We start from the raw sequence: 21,711 nt of genomic DNA on the forward strand, positions 1-21,711 counted from the left end.
TTTCCAACTGTTATCCCCCTCGACTGGGCAGATCCCTAGGCATTACTCACCCGTCCGCCGCTCGCCACCTCAGGAGTAAACTCCCTTGTGCTGCCGCTCGACTTGCATGTGTTAGGCCTGCCGCCAGCGTTCAATCTGAGCCATGATCAAACTCTTCAATTAAAGTTTTGTTGCTTCCGTCTTGCGACTTCAGCGGCTCAATGAATTCTGATTTTTTGTTTCTAACTAAAGAAACAAACTGTACATATTGCTATGAACACTCATTGTTACATTGATTTAAATTTTTGACTGCCAACCCGAAGGTTAAGCAGTTTCGATTAACTCAACACCTGTGAGTGTCCACACAGATTTGCTTGATAAATTGTTAAAGAGCGTTGACCACACACTGAGTTTTCAGCGGGTCAGGGCTGCGTATTTTACGCATTCCCGTTAGTGCGTCAAGTAGTTTTTTCAACTTTCTCAACACTCATCGTTTAGCTTGCTAACCGATGAACTGCATGGCTTTCTTTGCTTAACTTGCGTTACGCTGTCTGCCGTGTCAGTGGATGCGCATTATAGGGAGATTGAGAAAGTCCGCAAGGGCTTTTTTGAGAAAAATGGATCTTTTTTTAATACTTTCAGTTAGTCACACAATACCCCCACTTTATCCTCAGACTTATCCACAAAATGAGTTTTAACGGTTAAATTTGCTACAGCGATGGCTTTGCTTTAATGGCTATCGATAAGAATGAAATGATGTTCAATGGGGAATAACGACGATTAGCTATATAAAGAAGAGTAAGAATGTAATCCGGATGACATGGGAGTAAATGTGAGGCTTAATTCTTAATTAATGGAAGAAATAAAAAGGCAACTTAGATAAGTTGCCTTTAGTGTACGTTTTATTCTACTTATTCAGTAGGCTTAATCTATCAGCAGATTAACTTAACTTGCCGTGGCATTGTTTGTACTTACGGCCAGAGCCACAAGGACAAGGATCGTTGCGACCCACTTTGTCACCATCACGGATCATCGGTGCTTGCGCAATGACAGCTTCATGCTCATCACCACCGCCAACAAGCGACTCTGCCGCTGCGTGTTGATAGTCGCGCTGGATCTTGGCATCTTCTTCACGACGACGCGCTTCCATTTCTTCCACATCTGACTGAGCTTGCACTTGTACTTTCGACAGCACACTGATGACGTCGTGTTTCAAGGTGTTCAGCAGTTGTTGGAATAACTCAAACGACTCACGCTTATATTCTTGCTTTGGATTCTTCTGTGCGTAACCACGTAAGTGGATACCTTGACGCAGATGGTCCATCGCCGCTAAGTGTTCTTTCCACAGACCATCGAGCGTTTGCAGCATAACGGCTTTCTCGAACTGGCGTAGCACTTGCGCGCCAACCATTTCTTCTTTTGCCTTATACGCATCGCCCCAAGCAGTAATAATACGCTCACGTAGACTCTCTTCATGCAGATCGTCTTCTTTATCTAACCATTCCTGAATAGGTAATTTGAGCATAAATTCTTGGTGTAGACGTTGCTCTAAACCTGGGATATCCCACAGTTCTTCTACTGATTGCGGTGGAATATACTGATCGATTACTGCGCCAATCACATCGTCTTGGATGTTTTGGATAGTATCTTCAATACTTTCCGCATCCATCAACTCATTGCGCTGGGCGTAAACCACTTGGCGTTGATCGTTAGCGACGTCATCAAATTCGAGTAATTGCTTACGGATATCGAAGTTACGGGCTTCAACTTTACGTTGAGCGTTTTCGATTGCGCGAGACACCCATGGATGCTCGATCGCTTCGCCTTCTTCCATTCCCAGCTTTTTCATCATGCCAGAGACACGATCCGAGGCAAAGATACGCATTAAGCTATCTTCCATCGACAGGTAGAAGCGTGATGAACCCGCGTCACCTTGACGACCCGCACGACCACGTAACTGGTTATCGATACGGCGTGATTCGTGACGTTCTGTACCTAGGATATGTAAACCACCCGCAGCAACAACTTCATCATGACGAATTTGCCAATCGGCTTTGATCTTAGCTTTTTGCTCTGCTGTTGGATTATCGAGTTCATCGATTTCCATGTTCCAGTTGCCGCCAAGCACGATATCGGTACCACGACCTGCCATGTTCGTCGCAATAGTCACAGAGCCAGTACGGCCAGCTTGCGCGACGATTTCAGCTTCTCGTTCGTGGAATTTAGCATTTAAAACTTCGTGCGGGATCTTTTCCTGCACCATTAAGCGCGCTAGCAATTCAGACTGTTCGATTGAGACTGTACCCACCAATACTGGCTGACCACGTTCACGGCAATCTTTAATGTCTTTAATGATGGCTTGATATTTTTCATCAGCGGTCAGATAAACCAAATCCGCCATATCCTTACGCACCATTGGACGGTTAGTCGGCACAACGACTGTGTCTAATCCATAGATGTGTTGGAATTCAAACGCTTCAGTGTCGGCTGTACCTGTCATACCTGCCAGCTTCTCGTATTGACGGAAGTAGTTCTGGAAGGTAATTGAAGCCAATGTTTGGTTTTCGTTTTGAATATGCACGCCTTCTTTGGCTTCGACGGCTTGATGTAAGCCTTCTGACCAACGACGACCTGGCATAGTACGACCCGTGTGTTCATCGACTATGATGACTTCGTTGTCTTGTACTATGTAATCCACATCACGTTCAAACAGCGTGTGCGCACGAAGCGCCGCGTTGACGTGGTGTAATAGGGAAATATTTGCAGCAGAATAGAGTGAGTCGCCTTCGGCTAACATGCCGCGCTCGATCAGCAGGTTTTCTACTTTTTCTTGACCACGCTCGGTGAAATGCACTTGTTTGGCTTTTTCATCGATACTGTAGTCGCCCTCACCCACAAACTCTTCCGTATCTTCTTTATCTTGACGGATAAGATTAGGGATCAGGGTGTTGATCTTGATGTATAGCTCAGAGCTATCTTCGGCGGCGCCAGAAATGATCAGCGGCGTACGCGCCTCGTCGATTAAGATTGAATCCACTTCATCGATTAGGGCGTAGTGCAACGGACGTTGGACCCGTTCTTGCGGTGAAAACGCCATGTTATCGCGCAGATAATCGAAACCAAACTCGTTGTTGGTCCCGTAAGTGATATCGGCGTTATAGGCCGATTTCTTCTCATGTTGGCCAATACCTGCGACGTTGATTCCTACGGTTAAACCAAGGAACTCAAACAGTGGGCGGTTATTCTCAGCATCACGACGTGCCAAGTAATCGTTCACTGTAATCACGTGGACGCCTTTGCCTGTCAATGCGTTTAAGTAAGCGGGTAAGGTTGCCGTTAAGGTTTTACCTTCACCCGTACGCATTTCAGCAATACGGTTGCTGTCGAGTACCATACCGCCGAGTAACTGTACGTCGAAATGACGCATATCAAATACACGCTTAGACGCTTCACGCACTGTAGCAAAGGCTTCAGCCATGATGCTATCTAATGCAGCTCCAGCAGCTAAACGCTCACGAAACTCTGCGGTTTTCGCCTTTAATGCTTCATCGGTTAATTTTTCATAATCAGCTTCTAATGCGTTAATGCTAATAACGATCTTTTGAAGCCCTTTAAGGGTGCGGTCGTTGCGACTACCAAATACTTTTGTCAGTAATTTACCAAACATCTGAATCACTTATTCTCTGTAGGCCAAGTCCATGATGGAAACTAGAAGCCAATGTTTCAATTAACTTGCTTTGCGGTAGACAAACTTTTGTGGATCTATCTGCTGTCCGCCGCGCAACACTTCATAATGCACATGAGCCCCAGTTGAGCGCCCAGTGCTTCCCATACTGGCGATAGCATCGCCTTTTGCGACCACATCACCTACAGTCACTGACAAAGCTTTATTATGGCCATAACGCGTATGCAAACCGTTACCATGGTCGATTTCAACCAATTCGCCATAACCGAACATATTTCCAGCAAAAGTCACCACGCCTGCAGCAGTCGCAACAACTTTAGCTCCTTCTCGACCGGTAAAATCAATCCCCTTATGCACAGACCTGCGACCGTTGAAAGGGTCATTACGTAATCCGTAGGGCGACGATAACCAACCTTTATCGAGCGGGATACCTGATATATAACGTTCATCATCTATATGGTGGTTAGATGACACTGTTTCAAGTAGTGAAAGCTGAACATTATTATTGTCAATTCGTGATGCCAACTTATCCATATCGTCGATAAGCTGTCCGAGCTCGATGTTAGTGCCTAGTTCGCTCAAACCACCCACACCAACCTCGGATGAAAAATCAAAATCTTCATCCAACTTATTCTGCTGGGCGACCTGTTGACCTAAAGCTTCGAGACGGGTGATCTTGGCTTGCATACGTGCAACATGAGTCACAAGCATAGCCAGTTGAGACTCAGTAGCACTTTTAAGCTCTAAGACTTGTTTCTTTTGTTGTTCGCGCACGAGACGATCGTTATCGACACTGGCTTGCTGATCTTGAAATCGAGCGGAGTTGTGTTGATAAATACCGGACCCAGTGGCCAACAATAGTATTGGAAGTAGCAACCAGCGTTTACTGGGCTGCCAGCGTGTGACGCCATTCCGACCTTGAATAAATACTGTTACACTCATAGCCTAATTCAGCCATCTTATTATCATATGAAAAAGCCCCCTCAAGATCTCAGCCAATTACTGCATCAATCGGGAAAATTACCCGACCTTGCTGAGAAAGCGGAACTACTTATGTATCTGGATCAGCATGTGAAGCAGATTATTGCAGGTCCTGTTGCGGAGCAACTAAAAGTCGCTAATTTCCGCCAGGGTGTTCTTGTGGTTGAAACCACTTCGGCAGCCTGGGCTGCGCGAATTAATTTCCAAAAGCCGAAGCTATTAATCCAGCTTCAAGCAGAAACGCTCCCAATCCTTACCGCAATTGAAGTTAAAGTCAACCCGAGATTAGCAATGTATGACGCAAAGCCTAAACAGGGACATAAAGAATTAAGCCCAGCAGCAGCGGAGCACATTGCAGCATTAGCGGAAAATATTGGCGGTTCACTGGGTGAAAAACTAAAACGGCTGGCCTCATTGGCCAGCCGTAATAAATAATCTTACCGCTTTTTAAGCAAATACAGCGCCACCTGGTACAGTAAAGCTGACGGGAACATCGGCTTCTTTTTCGAAGCTGACCAACTCCCACGCATCTTGTTGCGCGAGTAAAGCACGCACCAATTGGTTGTTCAACGCATGACCGGTTTTATACGCAGTGAACTCACCTAAAATAGCGTGCCCAGCCACATATAAATCACCAAACGCATCTAGAATTTTGTGCTTAACAAATTCGTCCTCATAACGCAGGCCGTCGGGATTAAGGACGCGATATTCATCAAGTACAACAGCGTTTTCCATGCTGCCGCCCAACGCTAGGTTGTTGGCTCGCAAATATTCGATATCACGCATAAACCCAAAAGTACGGGCGCGGCTGATATCTTTCACGAAAGCAGAAGTTGAAAAGTCCATCACCACATGCTGTTGGCTACGAGCGATTTCTGGGTGCGCAAAATCAATTTTAAAATTGACTCTAAAACCTTTAAACGGTTTTAACTCGGCCCATTTATCGCCATCTTCAACGCGCACAGGGCGCTTAATCTTTAAGTACTTCTTAGGGGCGGCCTGCTCTTTAATACCCGCAGACTGCAACAAGAAGACGAATGGGCTTGCACTGCCATCCATAATAGGAATTTCAGGCGCGTCCACTTCGATTACAGCGTTATCTATGCCTAAACCCGCAAGAGCTGCAAATAAATGCTCAATGGTCGAGATACGAATACCTTCGTCATTGACAAGTGCCGTACACATAGTGGTTTCACGAACTTGCTCCGCCTTCGCTGGGATGGCGACGGCAGGACTCAAATCGGTGCGCACGAGTACGATCCCTGAATTAACGGGCGCGGGCATAATGCTCAAAGTGACCTTGTTGCCAGAATGCAATCCGACACCAGTTGTTTTCACCATTTTCTGAACAGTTCGTTGAAATATCATTCAGTTACCCGTTTATATGCCAATTATAAAGCCTAATATTTGTACACTCAGCGTCGGCAAATCGAGCCGCACTGGTTCAACATAATAACATAACTTTATTATGTCACACAAATGCAGCTATGTTGTGGTATTGCCCAAAACGAACAACACCTCACATATTACGCTGGACTCAAACGCTCTCGCTAGTCGGCTTGCTTACGCAAAAATGCTGGAATATCAAGATAATCCAATTCATGCTTTGTCGATGGTGCAGGCGTAGGAGCTGGCTGCGGTGCCGCTGGCAACACGTTGCCTTTTGGCGCTGCATAGTTCACATGTGCAGCTTCTTCGACATAGGCTTCGACTTTTGGTTCAACAACTACAGGCTCTGGACGAGGTGCAGGTTTAGAAACCAATTGGATATCAGGACGCTTTTCAGCACCAATACCGGTCGCAACAACCGTTACACGCAGCTCATCACTCATTTCAGGGTCGATGACAGCACCAACAACCACAGTCGCGTTGTCAGAGGCGTAAGCCTTAACGTGGTTACCAACAGTTTCGAACTCTTCGATACTCATGTCCATACCCGCAGTAATGTTAACTAACACACCACGCGCACCGGCTAAGTCGATGTCTTCTAATAATGGGCTGGCAACAGCAGCTTCGGCCGCTTCTTCAGCGCGGTCTTCACCGCGAGCGACGCCAGTACCCATCATGGCATTACCCATTTCAGACATCACAGTCTTCACGTCGGCGAAGTCGACGTTAATCAGACCAGGACGAGTGATAAGCTCGGCAATACCTTGTACCGCACCTAGTAACACATTATTCGCTGCGGCAAACGCATCGAGTAAAGAAGTACCACGGCCCAATACTTTTAATAATTTTTCGTTCGGAATCGTGATTAACGAATCCACGTGCTTAGCCAGCTCGGCAATGCCTTGCTCAGCGTAAGCCATACGTTTTTTCCCTTCGAATGGGAAAGGCTTAGTCACAACCGCAACGGTCAGAATACCTTCTTCGCGTGCGATTTGAGCCACAACAGGTGCAGCACCTGTACCTGTACCACCGCCCATACCGGCAGCGATAAAGATCATGTCAGAACCTTTGATTGCCGCGCGAATGTTTTCGCGGTCTTCTTCAGCTGCAGCACGACCCACATCTGGGTTTGCCCCTGCTCCAAGACCTTTAGTGACATCGCGTCCTAATTGAATTGTTGAGCCAGCGCCTGATTTTCTCAGGGCCTGAGCGTCTGTATTGGTAACGATAAACTCAACACCTTCAATGTTGTGTTTGACCATATGTTCGACAGCGTTACCGCCGCCGCCGCCAACGCCGATGACTTTAATCACCGCGTCGTCTGAGTGAGTATCCATGATCTCAAACATTGTCTGATCTCCGTGTTGCCTGCGTTATGAAAATTAAAATTCGCCCTTAAACCAGCTTTGGACCCGATTCCAAGCGCTAGTTACCCCTTGGCGCTCAGGACGTTCGAACTGACGTTCGATCACCCGTCGTGCGCCGTAATGAAGCAGTCCGACTCCTGTGGAGTAAATAGACTGGTCCACGTATTCATATAAACCTTTGATCGGTAGCGGTGATGCTACGCGAACTGGCATGCCAAAAGTCGCTTCCGCAATATCGACCACACCTTGAATCGACGCTGTGCCACCTGTGAGCACAATACCTGCGGCGATTTGATCTTCTAACCCACTGTCTTTCAACTCTTTAAGCACAAGCTCAAACAGCTCTTGGTATCTTGGTTCAACCACTTCGGCGAGCGTGTGACGTGACATGCTCCGCGATGGACGACCACCTACCGATGGCACTTCAATACTGTCTTCGCGGCTCACCATAGAACTGCGAGCACAGGCGAACTGCACTTTAATTTGTTCAGCATGTGACGATGGCGTGCGGAAAATCTTCGCAATGTCGTTCGTCACTTGGTTACCAGCAACCGGTACAACCGCACAATGACGCAAGGCGCCATTGGTATATACCGCGATATCCGTAGTGCCACCGCCGATATCGACGATACATACACCTAAATCTTTCTCATCGAAGGTCAACACAGCATCGGCTGAGGCAATCCCCGAAAACACTAAGTCGTCAACCTTAAGGCCACAACGCTCAACACTCTTAGTAATATTCTTCGCCATATCATTGGCGCAGGTCACTATGTGTACCTTGGCCTCCATACGCATACCGGACATACCGATTGGGCTGCGAATACCGTCTTGAACGTCGATTGCATATTCCTGCGGCAGCACGTGTAAAATGCGACGTTCGGTCGGGATCTTCACCGAGCGAGCCGTATGGATCACGTTATCAACATCTTCCTGTGTCACTTCTTCATCATTGATCGATACCATGCCGTTTTCATTTTGGCAGGCGATGTGTTTGCCCGAAATACTCAAGTAAACCGATGAAACTTGGCAATCCGCCATTAATTCCGCTTGATCGAGCGCACGTTGCACACTGCGAACTATCGAATCTAAATCGTTCACGCCACCTTTATCCATTCCCCTTGAGGGATGGTTACCAAGGCCGACTATGCTAATTTCGCCATCGGGCAGAACTTCGCCTATGATCACTGCGACCTTAGAGGTTCCTATGTCCAATCCGACGATAAGGTTTCTATCTTGGTTTTTGATCATTAATTATCGGCTCTCTTGTTTGTGCATCGCCCCAGCCTACGGCCAACCCTGTGTCGTAGCGCAAATCTACTCTGGCAACGGATTTCTCTTGTTTCGCCAAAACCGGATAAACAGTAATAAATCGTTGTATCCGTGCAATTTTATCTTCTCGACCCAAATCTAAAACGATACCGTTTCCAAGGGTCGCGTGCCACGCATGTCGTGGCGTTAAATTCAAACTGGCTAAGGTAAAGCCATTAATCTTTAGTAGGGAGTTGATCTGTGCATAGACAGTCAACACCTCAAGGCCCATATCATTTGGTCCAGATAACTGCGGTAAATGCTCAAGCTCTGGGTGCGATGGCGCTTCGAATACTTCTCCATGCACGTTCAACCACAAGTCACCATTCCAATGAGCTGCGGGTTGTTGCTCTTGCAAATACACCCTGAGTTTCGCTGGCCACTCACGCCTTACCGATGCGCGATACACCCAAGGTAAAGCTTCTAACGCCTGCTGCACTAAGGTAATGTCAGCACTAAAAAAACTGCGCTGCATTAAATGCTGTAGTGCTACTTGTATATCTTTATCTGTGGTGTAAACCCGCTCACCTTTGATGGCAACGGCCTCAATCGGCAAGTTGCTGGCATCATTCAAAAATTTATGTAACTGATAGCCACCAAATACAAAACTGGCTACGATGAAGAATAAAAAGCCAGCCCCGCTCCATTGATACCAATTAAACCGTGACATTCTTGCCCGCCAGTGCCGCCTCTTATCACTCCAAGACACGCTTCATCCCACCTTTAACGACACCCATTAAAAACCACAGAAAACCGGCCATTATATAGACCAAAATCCTTTGGTCAAAATTTCCTTTTTCTCGCAGATCAAGCGCTAAAGATCAGCTTGCTTGCGCAGGTAATTCCACCACAGCAAACCCTAATCCAGACGACGCTAACTGTCGTGACAGTGCGCCAATATTACCCGCACCTTGGGTGAGTAATAAATCCCCGTCCTGCAATACATCGGGCAGCACTTCTGCAAGCAGATCTGGGCTTGCGATAAAGATCGGATCTAGCTGACCACGCAAGCGAATTGAACGACATAATGCGCGACCATCCGCACCTGTGATCGGCGCTTCACCCGCACTATAAATATCGAGTAACAATAAGCAATCCACTTGTGATAACACTTCCACAAAATCCTCATACAAATCACGGGTACGAGTGTATCTGTGCGGCTGATACGCCATGACCAAACGTCTATCAGGCCATCCTGCGCGCGCAGCTTTAATGGTCGCCGCAACTTCGCTGGGATGATGACCATAATCATCCACTAACATGACTTCGCCCTTCGGCGTGGCGAATTTGCCTAAATGCTGGAAACGACGCCCTATACCTTGGAACTCCACTAAAGCCTGAGTAATAGCGTTATCGTCGATTTCATCTTCAGTCGCCACCGTAATGGCAGCTAACGCATTGAGCACATTATGTTGACCCGGTAAATTCAACACCAGATCGAGATCTTCTTTAGCTTTACGTCTGACAGTAAAACGGCACTGATGACCTTGCTGGCTAAAATTAAGTGCTTGCACGTCCGCATCATCACTGAAACCATAGGTCACGTGTTTACGGCCAATACGCGGCAGAATCTCACGCACGACGGCATCATCAATGCACACCACAGCGACACCGTAGAACGGCAAGTTGTGTAGAAAATCCACAAAAGTCGATTTCAGTTTTTCAAAATCACCGCCATAAGTATCCATATGATCGGCTTCGATGTTGGTCACCACACTGACCATAGGCTGCAAATGCAAAAAGCTCGCATCACTCTCATCGGCTTCGGCAATCAAATAACGGCTGGTGCCTAATCTGGCATTGGTACCGGCACTGTTGAGCAAGCCACCAATCACAAAGGTTGGGTCCCGCCCAGCTTGGCCATAAACGCTGGCGATAAGGCTCGTTGTCGTGGTTTTACCATGGGTGCCCGCAATCGCGACACCATGTCGATAACGCATCAACTCGGCTAACATCTCAGCACGACGCACAATAGGAATACGTAATTCTTTAGCGGCAAGGATTTCTGGATTTTCCAGATTAATCGCGGTTGATATGACGACCACATCCACTTGCTGCACGTTTTCAGCGGCATGACCAATTTGGATCTTGGCTCCGAGTAAACACAATCTGTCGGTCACGGCATTTTGCGCAATATCCGAACCACTCACCTGATAGCCTTCGTTCACTAACACTTCGGCGATCCCGCCCATGCCCGCGCCGCCAATGCCGACGAAGTGAATACGCTTAATACGGCGCATTTCTGGGATCATGCTTCTCAGTTGTGCGTATCTTTCTGTCTTAGTCATGCTTATCCTTTCTCAGCAAGGCTGATGCACACTGCGGCAACTTGTTCAGTCGCATCCAGTACCGCAACGTCTCTCGCTCTTTGGCCCATACGGGCTAATTCTGTTCTGTCATTGGCGAGCAACTGTAATTTGTTCGCCAGTTTATTCACATCCAAGATGGCCTGTGGCAATAGGAAAGCTGCGCCAGCCTCAACCAATACTTGAGCGTTACGGGTTTGGTGATCATCCACTGCATGGGGATAAGGTACCAGAATACTCGGTAGCCCCACCGCTGCTAACTCAGACACAGTCAAGGCGCCAGCTCGGCACAATACCACATCAGCCCAGCGATAGGCGGCTTCCATATCGTCGATAAACTCAGCGATATTCACGCCACCATCTTGTCCTTGTTGCTGATATGCCGCCTTCACGCCCGTAAGATTATCTTTACCCACTTGATGCCAAACCGTCACAGACTGCTGCTGACTCAGTATCGCGACCGCTTCTGGCATAAGATCGTTAAATACTTTGGCGCCAAGGCTGCCACCGACCACGAGCACTTTTAAGGCTTTATCAGCCTCATGCTTAGGTTCTGCACCTAAGGCAATCAGTTCTTGGCGAATCGGATTACCAACGACCTTGGCCTTCACTGTGGTAAAGGTATTTTTAAAAGCGCATAACACTTGCGTCGCAATCCGCGACAACAACTTGTTTGTCATCCCTGGGATAGCATTTTGTTCATGCAGCACCAGTGGAATACCGGCTAATCTTGCCGCAACACCACCTGGGCCACTGGCGAATCCGCCCATGCCAAGGACCACATCGGGTTTAAACTCAGCAATCACGGCCTTAGCCTGCAATATTGAACGCACCACTTTAAAGGGCGCCGCGAGTTTTCTGATCAAACCATTACCGCGCACACCTTTGATATCAATGAAATCAATATCAAATCCATACTGGGGCACTAAACGCGCCTCCATACGATCTGCCGTGCCTAACCAACGCACTTGCCAACCCTGTTGAGCTAAATACTTAGCCACCGCCAGTGCCGGGAACACATGTCCTCCCGTACCACCCGCCATGACTAAAATACGTTTTCCTATTGGAGTCATCACTTCAATCTCCCTTGCACGGCCTGAACTAATGTCATGCGCCGCTCGTAATCAATGCGCAACAACATCATAGCTGCCGCAGTCATGACCCATAAACTACTACCACCGTAACTGATAAAAGGTAATGTCAGCCCTTTGGTTGGCAACATGCCGATACTCGCGCCGACATTCACCACAGTCTGGAAACAAATCCAAATTCCGATGGCATAACCTAAATAACCTTCAAATGGCTTATCCATGGCTAAACACAAATTACCTAAACGAATCGATCTCAGCGCCACAAATAGCAGCACAGATAACACAGCGATAATGCCGATAAAGCCCAATTCTTCCCCGATCACGGCAAAGATAAAGTCTGTGTGCGCTTCGGGTAAATATTCTAATTTTTGAATACTATTTCCGAGCCCTTGGCCAAACCAATCACCTCGACCATAGGCCATCAAAGATTGAGTCAACTGGTAACCGCTACCGAAGGGATCTTGCCAAGGATCCATAAAGGAGGTCACTCGGCGGATACGATACGGTTCCAATAGTACTAGGGCCACGAACGCCAATACGCCCGCAAAAATCAAGGCAAAGAAATCGAGTAAACGCGCACCGGCTAAGAACAATAAACCAACCGTTCCAACAAATAGCACCACCACAGTACCTAAGTCGGGCTGCATCAAAATCAGCACAGCGTAAATCGCAAATACTGCAATCGGCTTATAGAAGCCTTTAGCATTCTCGCGCACTTCCTGATGACGCCTCACTAAGTAACCCGCCATATAGATGGCGAAGGCAAATTTAGCGACTTCCGCCACCTGGATACGAATAGGGCCTATGGATAACCAACGCGTTGCACCGTTTACCGTAGTGCCAACCACCAATACAGCCAACAACATCAAACCCACAATCAACAACAACATGGGGCTCCAGCGCTGCCAAGTCTGCATCTCTACTCTTAGCACAAATGCCGCAATGAATAAGCAACCCACTAAATAACCCACATGGCGAGTCATAAAATAAAATGGGTTCCCCGTGAGCGTTTGCGCTTCAGGCATAGAGGCTGACATCACCATTACAAAGCCGAAGCTAATCAAAGACAACACAGCCGCGAGCAAAGCACGGTCGTACAATTGCACGCCCGGAACTTCGGTATCACGTTGCCAATTGGGTATTGCTAAACGCAAACGCCCAAATAGGCTAAGTTGTCTTGCATCACTCGCCATTAAGTTGTCCCACGAGGTTTCTAAAATCATCACCTCGAGCCATGAAGTTACTGTACATATCTAAACTGGCGCAGGCTGGCGATAATAAAACGATATCACCAGAGGTTGCCAATTCAGCGGCTTTCGCTACCGCAGCAGCCATAGTGTCGACTCTTATCGAGCCGTCTTTCAATGCAGCAATCTTTTTACCATCGCGGCCTAAGGTGATGAGGTGTGTCACTTTAGCTAAAGCCACAGCTAAAGGCTTAAAATCAGCCCCTTTACCGTCACCGCCAGCAATCAAAATAATATCGCCTAAGTGGTCACTCAAGCCATCGAGCGCGGCGACTGTGGCACCGACATTTGTCGCTTTAGAGTCATTGACATAGGTCACGCCATTCTTAACACCAACCACTTCACAGCGATGGGATAAGCCAGTAAAAGTACGCGCCACTTTTGCCATAACGTGCTTATCGACACCCACGACATCCACAAGCGCCATCGCCGCAAGTAGGTTGGCATGGTTATGACTGCCAATCAGCGAGACTTCAGTGATCGGCATTATTTCGCTGCTGCCGTGATAAATCTTGCTGTCGCTGATGCCCCATTCGTCCGCTTCTGGCGCAGCTAAACCAAAACTATTTTGGTTCATTGGTTCTGGCGGTACGGTCAGTTTATCGTCACGATTAAAGAGTACGGCACGGGTTTGTTTGTATAAGCGTAATTTAGCCTCGCGGTAGGCATCAATGTCGCTGTATCTGTCCATGTGGTCTTCGCTGATATTCAAACAGGTCGCCACCACACACTTAAGACTGTGGGTGGTTTCCAATTGAAAGCTCGACAACTCAAGCACAAATAAGTCGGCATTTTCATGCAGTAGATCCAGCGCAGGCACACCAATATTCCCACCAACGGCAACGGCGATACCCGCTTCCCTTGCCATTTCGCCCACAAGCGTAGTGACAGTCGATTTTCCGTTAGAGCCAGTAATACCAATCACACAAGGTTTACGGTCAGCAATCTCAAGGGCAAATAGCTCCACATCGCCAATCACCTCAATGCCCATATCCACAGCGGCACGCACCTCTGGGGTATAAGTAGCAATGCCGGGACTAATAATGATCTGCGTCGCTTGCACAAGATAACGGCAATCGAATCCGCCAGAAATCAGCTTCACATCAGGAAAAGACGTTGCTAACGTTTCAGCACCCGGAGGCTGCCGACGACTGTCCATCACCAATGGCGTAATGCCCTTTCCACACAAATAGCGCACCACGGACAAGCCCGTTGCCCCTAAACCTAACACTATGTGTGAATACTGATTTTGCATAACCAATTACCTTAACTTCAACGTGGCTAAGCCAAGTAAGACGAGGAATATCGAGATAATCCAAAAACGCACTATCACTCGAGGTTCAGGCCAACCTTTTAACTCATAGTGATGGTGGATCGGCGCCATGCGGAAAATACGCTGGCCGCGTAACTTGTACGAACCCACCTGCAGAATCACTGACAGGGTTTCCATCACGAACACGCCGCCCATAATCACTAACAAAATCTCTTGGCGAACGAGCACTGCAATCGTGCCAAGTGCAGCACCTAATGACAGTGAACCCACATCGCCCATGAAGACTTGCGCAGGGTAAGTGTTGAACCACAAAAAGCCCAGACCCGCACCGACAATGGCGGTACAGACGATCACTAACTCACCCGAACCGGGTAAATGCGGGATATGTAAGTAATTCGCAAACTGAGCGTGACCCGACAAATAAGCAATCAACGCAAACGCCGCCGCGACCATTACCGTCGGCATAATCGCCAAACCGTCGAGGCCGTCGGTTAAGTTCACCGCATTGCTCGAACCCACAATAGTGAAATACGCCAATACGATAAATACGGCGCCGAGTTGCGGCATCACGTCTTTAAAGAAAGGCACCACTAACTGGGTTTCACCTGGATTGGCCGCCGTGGCATACAGGAAAAAAGCAATAAGCAGCGCAGCCAAAGATTGCAGAATGTACTTCCAGCGCGCGATCAAGCCTTTAGTGTCTTTACGCACCACTTTGCGGTAATCGTCGATAAAGCCGATCAAACCGAAACTGCCGAGCACAAACAGCATGACCCACACATAGCGGCTACCGAGATCGCCCCACAGCAACACGCTGATGAAAATAGCAGCCAATATCAGCAAGCCACCCATAGTCGGCGTGCCACGCTTACTAAAATGTGATTCTGGACCATCGTTACGCACAACCTGACCAATTTGCAGTAATTGCAAACGTTCAATCAGTTTAGGGCCAAACCATAAGCTAAAAACCAATGCGGTCAATAAGCCTAAAATGGCTCGAAATGTCACATAGGAAAACACGTTAAACCCGGTATGAAAACGGGTTAAATACTCGGCCAGATATACCAGCATTTACACTAACTCCCCACGCCCGAAGGCTACTGTTAGGCCATCCACGACCCGCTCCATGGCGGCGCTACGTGAACCTTTAACGAGAACCGTTACCTGTCCCGGCAACTGGTTTATATGCTTTATAAGTTTTTCTACTAACGTCGCCACACTGTCATAGTGCTCAGCACCGAAAGCTTGGCTCGTGTGCTGACTTAAAGTTCCGGTACAAAACAAGGCATCAATCCCCTGTTGCTTGGCCAGTTGTCCTAGTTCAGCGTGTAAAAGGGGCGCATTGTCGCCTAATTCTCCTAAATCTCCCAGTACCAGACAGCGATTTTCAGAAATTTCCTTTAACCAAGCGATAGCAGCGCCAACGGACACAGGATTTGCGTTATAGCTATCGTCGATTAGACGCACGCGTCCCAATTGACTCGGCTGCATACGTCCTTTCACTGGCGTTAATTGGCTCAAGCCTTCAGATATTTCAGTCAAACTCAATCCCAAAGCAATACAAACACTTGCAGCGGCGAGTGCATTACTCACTTGATGACGACCCGCCAACGGCAATACCACTTGGCAAGATTCACCTAAATAATTGAGCATAAAACGATAGCAACCATCCGCATTAGTCTTATGGCCTGTCGCTATCACGTCGATATGACGTTTAGCGGCGCCATCTTGCTGGGAGAAGCTCAGTTGCTTATAAGGTCTTGCCTTAACGCTCATAAAATCAGCGAAGGCATCATCGGCGTTAATGATGGCAGTGCCATCGGCCTGCAGATGATTAAAAATCTCTGACTTCGCCTGTGCGACACCTGCTTGTGATCCAAATCCTTCTAAATGGGCGCTGCCGACGTTATTCACCAGCGCGACGTTTGGACGCACGAGTCCCGAGGTGTAATCGATTTCACCTTTATGGTTAGCGCCGAGCTCGAATATCCCAAACTCATCCGCTGGCGTTAAACGCAGCAAAGTGAGCGGCACACCAATCTCATTATTAAAATTGCCAGCGGTATAGAGGATTTGATGCTTTGCCGACAGAATGGTCGCGATCATTTCCTTCACGCTGGTTTTGCCGTTTGAGCCAGTCAAAGCAACACAAATCGGATTGATCTGGTCACGAACATAAGCACCAATCGCGCCCATAGCTTTTTGGCAATCGGGCACAATCAGCTGCGGAATATCAAAGGCTAACTCGCGCTCAACCATTAACGCCGCTGCGCCGTTCGCAATAGCTGTAGCTGCAAAATCATGGCCGTCAAAGCGCTCACCCTTTAAGGAAACAAACAGGGTTGCAGCGCCGATTTTGCGGCTATCACTGCTTAAATCTTGGATGGTGACGTCGTCACCGACTCGATGCACGCCTAAGTGTTGACTTAGAGTCTCGAGAGAAAGAGGGATCATCTTGATTGCTCCAATGACCGGTGTGCCAATACACATCCATGATAGTGTTGACTTAGAGTCTCGAGTGAAAGAGGGATCATCTTGATTGCTCCGATAACTGGCGTGCCAGGGCGCGTTCATCATAATCATGACGCACACCTGCCGCCTCTTGGTAAGTTTCGTGGCCCTTGCCCGCAAGCAAGATCACATCGCCAGGTTTAGCCAATGCCACAACCTCTTTAATTGCTGCGATACGGTCAACCTCAGTCAATGCCTGCTCTGGTGTTGCAAGCCCTTGGATAATATCGGTAATAATTTGCGCGGGGTCTTCACTGCGCGCATTGTCGCTGGTCACCATAATGCGGTCGGCAAACTGTTCAGCAGCTTGGCCCATCAAAGGACGCTTACCCTTATCACGGTCGCCACCACAGCCAAATACGCACCATAAATCACCGGCACAATGGCGACGTAGCGCGTTTAACGCTTGTTCAATCGCATCGGGTGTATGGGCATAATCGACCACTAAGGTGATGTTATTCGCAGTTGTGAAACGCTCCATACGACCTGCGACAGGCGTTAGGTATTGCACTTGCTCGGCTAACGCTTTCATATCAAAACCTTGCAGATACAAGGCTGAGAGCGCCGCGAGTAAGTTAGAAAGATTAAAGGCACCAAGTAGTGGAGAGTGAATTTGAGTTTCGCCCTCGGGCCAGACTAAGGTTGCACTGACACCTTGATCGTCAAACTTGGCATTTTTGGTATAAAAAGCCGCACCTTGATGACCTTCAATGCTAAAACCCCAAATCTGCGCAGGCACAGGCTTAAGCTCAGTCAACCAAGACACGCCAACTGCATCGTCGAGATTCAATAAACCGTGACCTAACGTGCTGAAACGAAATAGGCTTTGTTTAGCGGCGGCATAGCTTTCCATATCGCCGTGGTAATCGAGGTGATCGCGAGTCAGATTAGTGAACACGGCAACATCAAATGGTACTGCGTCGACGCGGCCTTGCACTAAGCCGTGACTCGACACTTCCATGGCGCAGACACTCGCGCCTTGGGCTTCAAACTCATGCAACTGACGCATTAAGGTAATCGCATCAGCTGTGGTGTTACCACTATCAACAAGCTCGCCCCAGAGACCATTGCCAAGGGTGCCCATGACGGCGGCTTTGCGCCCCAATGAAGTCACCAGTTGTGCAATGAGTTGACTCGTAGAGGTTTTACCGTTAGTTCCGGTAATGCCGATAACCCCAAGGGATGGCATAACGGCAGACTTGTGCGCTAAGGGATAACGCTGGGCGGCAATTGCCGATACCTGACGACTTAACTGAAAGAAATAAATCTGTACACCGTGCTCGGCATTATCGCCCAGCAACACTTTGCCATGTTGGTCAGCATCATCCGTGTGAACTAATACGCCTGCTGCACCTAAATCTAAGGCTTTTTCAATAAACTGTCTGCCATCGACTTTATGTCCTGGCAGCGCCAAAAACACATCGCCGCGACGTATTGCGCGGCTATCTAAGGTCAGATCATTGAAGGACTGCGCGCCAGCATAATGTAGCCAAGGCGCTAGCAAATCCCGTAATAACATCATTCTGCTCTCCCAGCGGCGATTCCCGCCAATTGCACTTGTTCTTTATCGGTAATGGGTTCAACGTTTAACATTTGCAGTGCGCCAGACATGACTTTGGCAAATGCAGGCCCCGCCACTGAACCACCATAATAGAGATCGCCCTTAGGCTCGTTCACTACCACCACTATCGCTAATCTAGGATTATTCGCAGGAGCAACACCCGCAAATAAAGCAACATAATCATCACCATAGCCACCAGCAACTGCCTTACGACTTGTGCCAGACTTACCTGCAACTGGATAACCGTCGATGTGCGCTAAGGTGCCAGTGCCACCTTTTTCCGTTACGCCGACTAGCATTTGCATCACATCGTGGGCCACATTTTCAGAAATGACTCGCTCACCGACAGGTGGCTTTTTCAGTTTCATTATCGAGACAGGGAACAAAGTGCCGCCATTGCCTAAGGTGGCGTACATACGCGCAAGTTGAAGTGTTGTTGCCGTTAAGCCGTAACCGAAGGACAAGGTGGCACGTTCAAAGTCTGACCAACGGTGGCGATCTTGAATCAAGCCAGCGCTTTCACCCGTGAGGTTAATTCCCGAAAAACTGCCAAGTCCCATGGATTGATAAGTGCCGAGCAGTTGCTGCACCGGAATAGACAAAGCCAATTTACTGATGCCGACGTTACTGGATTTAGCCAAAATACGCGCCAAACTCATATCGCCGTAGTTCGCGGGGTCACGTACTTGGCGACCACCTAAACGCATCCAACCCGGTGAAGTGGCAATAATATCGGTCGATTTAACTGTGCCAGCTTCAAGCGCTGCGGCTACCACAAATGGCTTAATGGTCGAACCCGGCTCAAAGGTATCTGTCATAGCACGGTTACGCATTCTGAAGGTTTGCAGATTGTCGCGCGCATTGGGGTTATACGAAGGCGTATTCACCATAGCCAAGACTTCACCCGTGTGAATGTCGAGGACGACAATCGAACCCGAAGTCGCTTGGTTCATCTCAGTGGTGCGTTTTAGTTCGCGATAGGCTAATTGTTGGATCCTATGATCGATACTCAGCACGAGATCGTTAGGGCTCTCACCTTCCTGCACTATATCCAGACGCTCGACGACATGACCATCGCGTGACTTACGCACTTTTTGTTTGGAAGGCGTACCTGTTAACCAACTATTGTAAGCATTTTCAACACCTTCAATCCCAACATCATCTATGTTAGTGATGCCGATTAACTGAGCTGTAATTTCACCACCAGGATAATAACGGCGAGATTCAGACTTTAGAAATACACCGGGTAATTTAAGCTGAGTAATATAGTCCGCAACCGCAGGGGTAATTTGGCGTTTCAAGTAGGTGAAGCGTTTGGTGGGGTTACTGCGCACTCGCTCTAACAAATCTTCGAGGGGCTCATGCAACACATCGGCTAAGGCTTGCCAGCGGCGCATATCGGCAAAACCATTACTATCATTGACTTGTTTTGGATCGGCCCAGACGGCTCGTACAGGTACGCTCACGGCCAACATGTCGCCATTACGGTCGGTGATCAAGCCACGCTGCACTTCACGACTAGTGGTCCGCAATGTTCGCATGTCACTTTCGTGACGTAATTTGTCGGGCTCGATAATTTGAATGTAAGCTGCGCGTCCCACTAGGCTGCAAAACAACGCACACACAAACCCGACCACTACGTATAAACGCCAGTGGATCAATTGAGGTTTTTGCGGTTTGCTTACCCGTTTGATTTTCGCTTGCCTAGTCATATCTTCCCTATACTCACGGCACCTTTACCACAACTTCTTCGCTGGGTAACGGACGACTCATGTTGAGTTCCTTAGAGGCAATACGCGTAATACGACTGTGCTCAGTCTGCGATTGCTCTTCTAATAATAAATTGCGCCACTCAATATCTAATCTATCTCGCTCCTGCAGTAACTGGTCCCACTGGGTTGTCAGTTGACGGCTAACATGGCTGCTATAAACCACGGCAACCGCATTACTCAGCACAAGCAAGGCTAATAACAAGATCCATTTGTGCAGCCATAAATCATGTAAAACGATCCGTGGCAGATTAATCGAGGGCTTACTCACAGTGCGCCCCTTAGTAATCTAAACGCTCGGCAATGCGTAACACTGAGCTGCGAGCTCTGGCATTGCGTTCGATTTCTTCGTCGGATGGCATAATCGCCTTGCCCACGGCACGTAACTTACGCGACTTGTTAATTTGATCTTCAGTAACCGGAAAACCGTGCGGTACACTTTCGCCTTGGCTATGACGACGAATAAAACGCTTCACGATACGATCTTCTAAAGAATGAAAACTGATGACCGACAAGCGTCCTTGGGGAGCGAGCACATTGACGGCTCCTTCAAGAGCCTGATCAATTTGATCTAATTCACTATTGATATAAATGCGGATCGCTTGAAACACCCGAGTCGCAGGGTGTTTATTGCGTTCTTTATTTTTAGTGATACGCGCAATTAAATCGGCTAAATCTTTAGTACGTAAAAACGGCGTTTTCTCACGATCGGCAGCAATACAACGGGCAATATGGCGAGCATTTTTCTCTTCACCGTAAGTTTTAAATACCCAAGCCATATCTTCAATTTCGGCACGAGCCAACCATTGCGCAGCCGTTTGGCCTTGGCTGTTATCCATACGCATATCGAGTGGACCATCGCGCAAAAAACTAAAACCGCGTTCAGCATCGTCTAGCTGGGGTGAAGACACACCTAAATCGAGTAATACGCCATCAATTTTGCCCACAAGCCCAAGCTCTTCGACATAATCGGCTAATTGACCAAAGCCACCATGCACGATTTGAAAGCGTGGATCGTCAGCAAATTGTTTGGCCGCTTCAATCGCTTGAGGATCGCGGTCGATGGCGATCAATCGACCATGTTCACCGAGTTGTTGTAATACTTGTCTTGAATGACCACCGCGGCCGAACGTGCCATCGATATAGATGCCATCGTCTTTGATGTTTAAACCGCCAACCGTTTCTGCTAGCAGTACGGATAAATGGGCAAATTCTTGACTCATTACTCTCTTCTTATTTAG

At 48.1% G+C, this 21,711-nt stretch carries 17 protein-coding genes and 1 rRNA gene; 1 reads left to right on the plus strand and 17 read right to left on the minus strand.

Annotated features, from left to right (window positions below):
- The 3 genes from L5L98_RS10535 to L5L98_RS10545 form a co-directional block, all read right to left on the minus strand.
- Positions 1–162: ribosomal RNA gene (locus tag L5L98_RS10535) — 16S ribosomal RNA — on the minus strand; the annotation flags it as partial.
- A gap of 757 nt (positions 163–919) precedes the next feature.
- A complete protein-coding gene (gene secA, locus L5L98_RS10540) occupies positions 920–3,646 on the minus strand; it encodes a preprotein translocase subunit SecA (protein WP_263140897.1) in 2,727 nt (908 codons plus the stop codon).
- 60 nt (positions 3,647–3,706) lie between these two features.
- Entirely contained in the window at positions 3,707–4,606 is a 900-nt protein-coding gene (locus L5L98_RS10545; RefSeq protein WP_105251201.1) for a M23 family metallopeptidase, read from the minus strand.
- 27 nt (positions 4,607–4,633) lie between these two features.
- Here L5L98_RS10545 and L5L98_RS10550 point away from each other — a divergent pair, with 27 nt between their 5' ends.
- Positions 4,634–5,080 (plus strand): DUF721 domain-containing protein, encoded by a 447-nt coding sequence (locus L5L98_RS10550; RefSeq protein ID WP_105251200.1) that lies wholly within the window; start codon positions 4,634–4,636, stop codon positions 5,078–5,080.
- 12 nt (positions 5,081–5,092) lie between these two features.
- Here the strand turns inward: L5L98_RS10550 and lpxC are convergent, their stop codons facing one another.
- From lpxC to rsmH, 14 genes are all read right to left on the minus strand, one after another.
- A complete protein-coding gene (gene lpxC, locus L5L98_RS10555; protein WP_011845621.1) occupies positions 5,093–6,013 on the minus strand; it encodes a UDP-3-O-acyl-N-acetylglucosamine deacetylase in 921 nt (306 codons plus the stop codon).
- 182 nt (positions 6,014–6,195) lie between these two features.
- Complete coding sequence (gene ftsZ / locus L5L98_RS10560) at positions 6,196–7,383, minus strand: cell division protein FtsZ (RefSeq protein WP_106648312.1); 1,188 nt, start codon at positions 7,381–7,383, stop codon at positions 6,196–6,198.
- 33 nt (positions 7,384–7,416) lie between these two features.
- Positions 7,417–8,652, minus strand: a complete 1,236-nt coding sequence (gene ftsA / locus L5L98_RS10565; protein WP_006079897.1) for a cell division protein FtsA — start codon at positions 8,650–8,652, stop codon at positions 7,417–7,419.
- The gene (locus L5L98_RS10570) at positions 8,633–9,382 is read right to left on the minus strand and encodes a cell division protein FtsQ/DivIB (protein WP_168826587.1); all 750 of its coding nucleotides are present in this window, start codon (positions 9,380–9,382) and stop codon (positions 8,633–8,635) included. The genes ftsA and L5L98_RS10570 overlap by 20 nt, the downstream gene beginning before the upstream one ends.
- Before the next feature lie 151 nt (positions 9,383–9,533).
- On the minus strand, positions 9,534–11,000 hold the full coding sequence (gene murC / locus L5L98_RS10575; protein ID WP_263140602.1) for a UDP-N-acetylmuramate--L-alanine ligase: 1,467 nt from the start codon (positions 10,998–11,000) through the stop codon (positions 9,534–9,536).
- A gap of 2 nt (positions 11,001–11,002) precedes the next feature.
- Complete coding sequence (murG, locus tag L5L98_RS10580) at positions 11,003–12,091, minus strand: undecaprenyldiphospho-muramoylpentapeptide beta-N-acetylglucosaminyltransferase (protein WP_263140898.1); 1,089 nt, start codon at positions 12,089–12,091, stop codon at positions 11,003–11,005.
- The gene (gene ftsW / locus L5L98_RS10585; protein WP_113941076.1) at positions 12,091–13,302 is read right to left on the minus strand and encodes a cell division protein FtsW; all 1,212 of its coding nucleotides are present in this window, start codon (positions 13,300–13,302) and stop codon (positions 12,091–12,093) included. Before ftsW ends, murG begins: the two co-directional genes overlap by 1 nt.
- Positions 13,292–14,611, minus strand: coding sequence for a UDP-N-acetylmuramoyl-L-alanine--D-glutamate ligase (murD, locus tag L5L98_RS10590; protein WP_263140603.1), 1,320 nt, complete (start codon positions 14,609–14,611; stop codon positions 13,292–13,294). The genes ftsW and murD overlap by 11 nt, the downstream gene beginning before the upstream one ends.
- 6 nt (positions 14,612–14,617) lie before the next feature.
- Positions 14,618–15,700: a phospho-N-acetylmuramoyl-pentapeptide-transferase gene (mraY, locus tag L5L98_RS10595; protein ID WP_006079891.1), complete on the minus strand. Its 1,083-nt coding sequence runs from the start codon at positions 15,698–15,700 to the stop codon at positions 14,618–14,620.
- Positions 15,701–17,083, minus strand: coding sequence for a UDP-N-acetylmuramoyl-tripeptide--D-alanyl-D-alanine ligase (locus L5L98_RS10600; RefSeq protein ID WP_263140606.1), 1,383 nt, complete (start codon positions 17,081–17,083; stop codon positions 15,701–15,703).
- Positions 17,084–17,159: 76 nt separating this feature from the next.
- Positions 17,160–18,662, minus strand: coding sequence for a UDP-N-acetylmuramoyl-L-alanyl-D-glutamate--2,6-diaminopimelate ligase (gene murE, locus L5L98_RS10605; RefSeq protein WP_263140607.1), 1,503 nt, complete (start codon positions 18,660–18,662; stop codon positions 17,160–17,162).
- The gene (locus L5L98_RS10610) at positions 18,659–20,413 is read right to left on the minus strand and encodes a penicillin-binding transpeptidase domain-containing protein (protein ID WP_105251191.1); all 1,755 of its coding nucleotides are present in this window, start codon (positions 20,411–20,413) and stop codon (positions 18,659–18,661) included. The genes murE and L5L98_RS10610 overlap by 4 nt, the downstream gene beginning before the upstream one ends.
- 13 nt (positions 20,414–20,426) lie before the next feature.
- On the minus strand, positions 20,427–20,741 hold the full coding sequence (ftsL, locus tag L5L98_RS10615; RefSeq protein ID WP_263140609.1) for a cell division protein FtsL: 315 nt from the start codon (positions 20,739–20,741) through the stop codon (positions 20,427–20,429).
- Between the two features lie 10 nt (positions 20,742–20,751).
- On the minus strand, positions 20,752–21,693 hold the full coding sequence (gene rsmH, locus L5L98_RS10620; protein WP_105251189.1) for a 16S rRNA (cytosine(1402)-N(4))-methyltransferase RsmH: 942 nt from the start codon (positions 21,691–21,693) through the stop codon (positions 20,752–20,754).
- Between the last annotated feature and the right edge of the window lie 18 nt (positions 21,694–21,711).

Source organism: Shewanella sp. SM23 (genome assembly GCF_025654295.1).
Classification (GTDB): Bacteria; Pseudomonadota; Gammaproteobacteria; order Enterobacterales; family Shewanellaceae; genus Shewanella; species Shewanella oncorhynchi.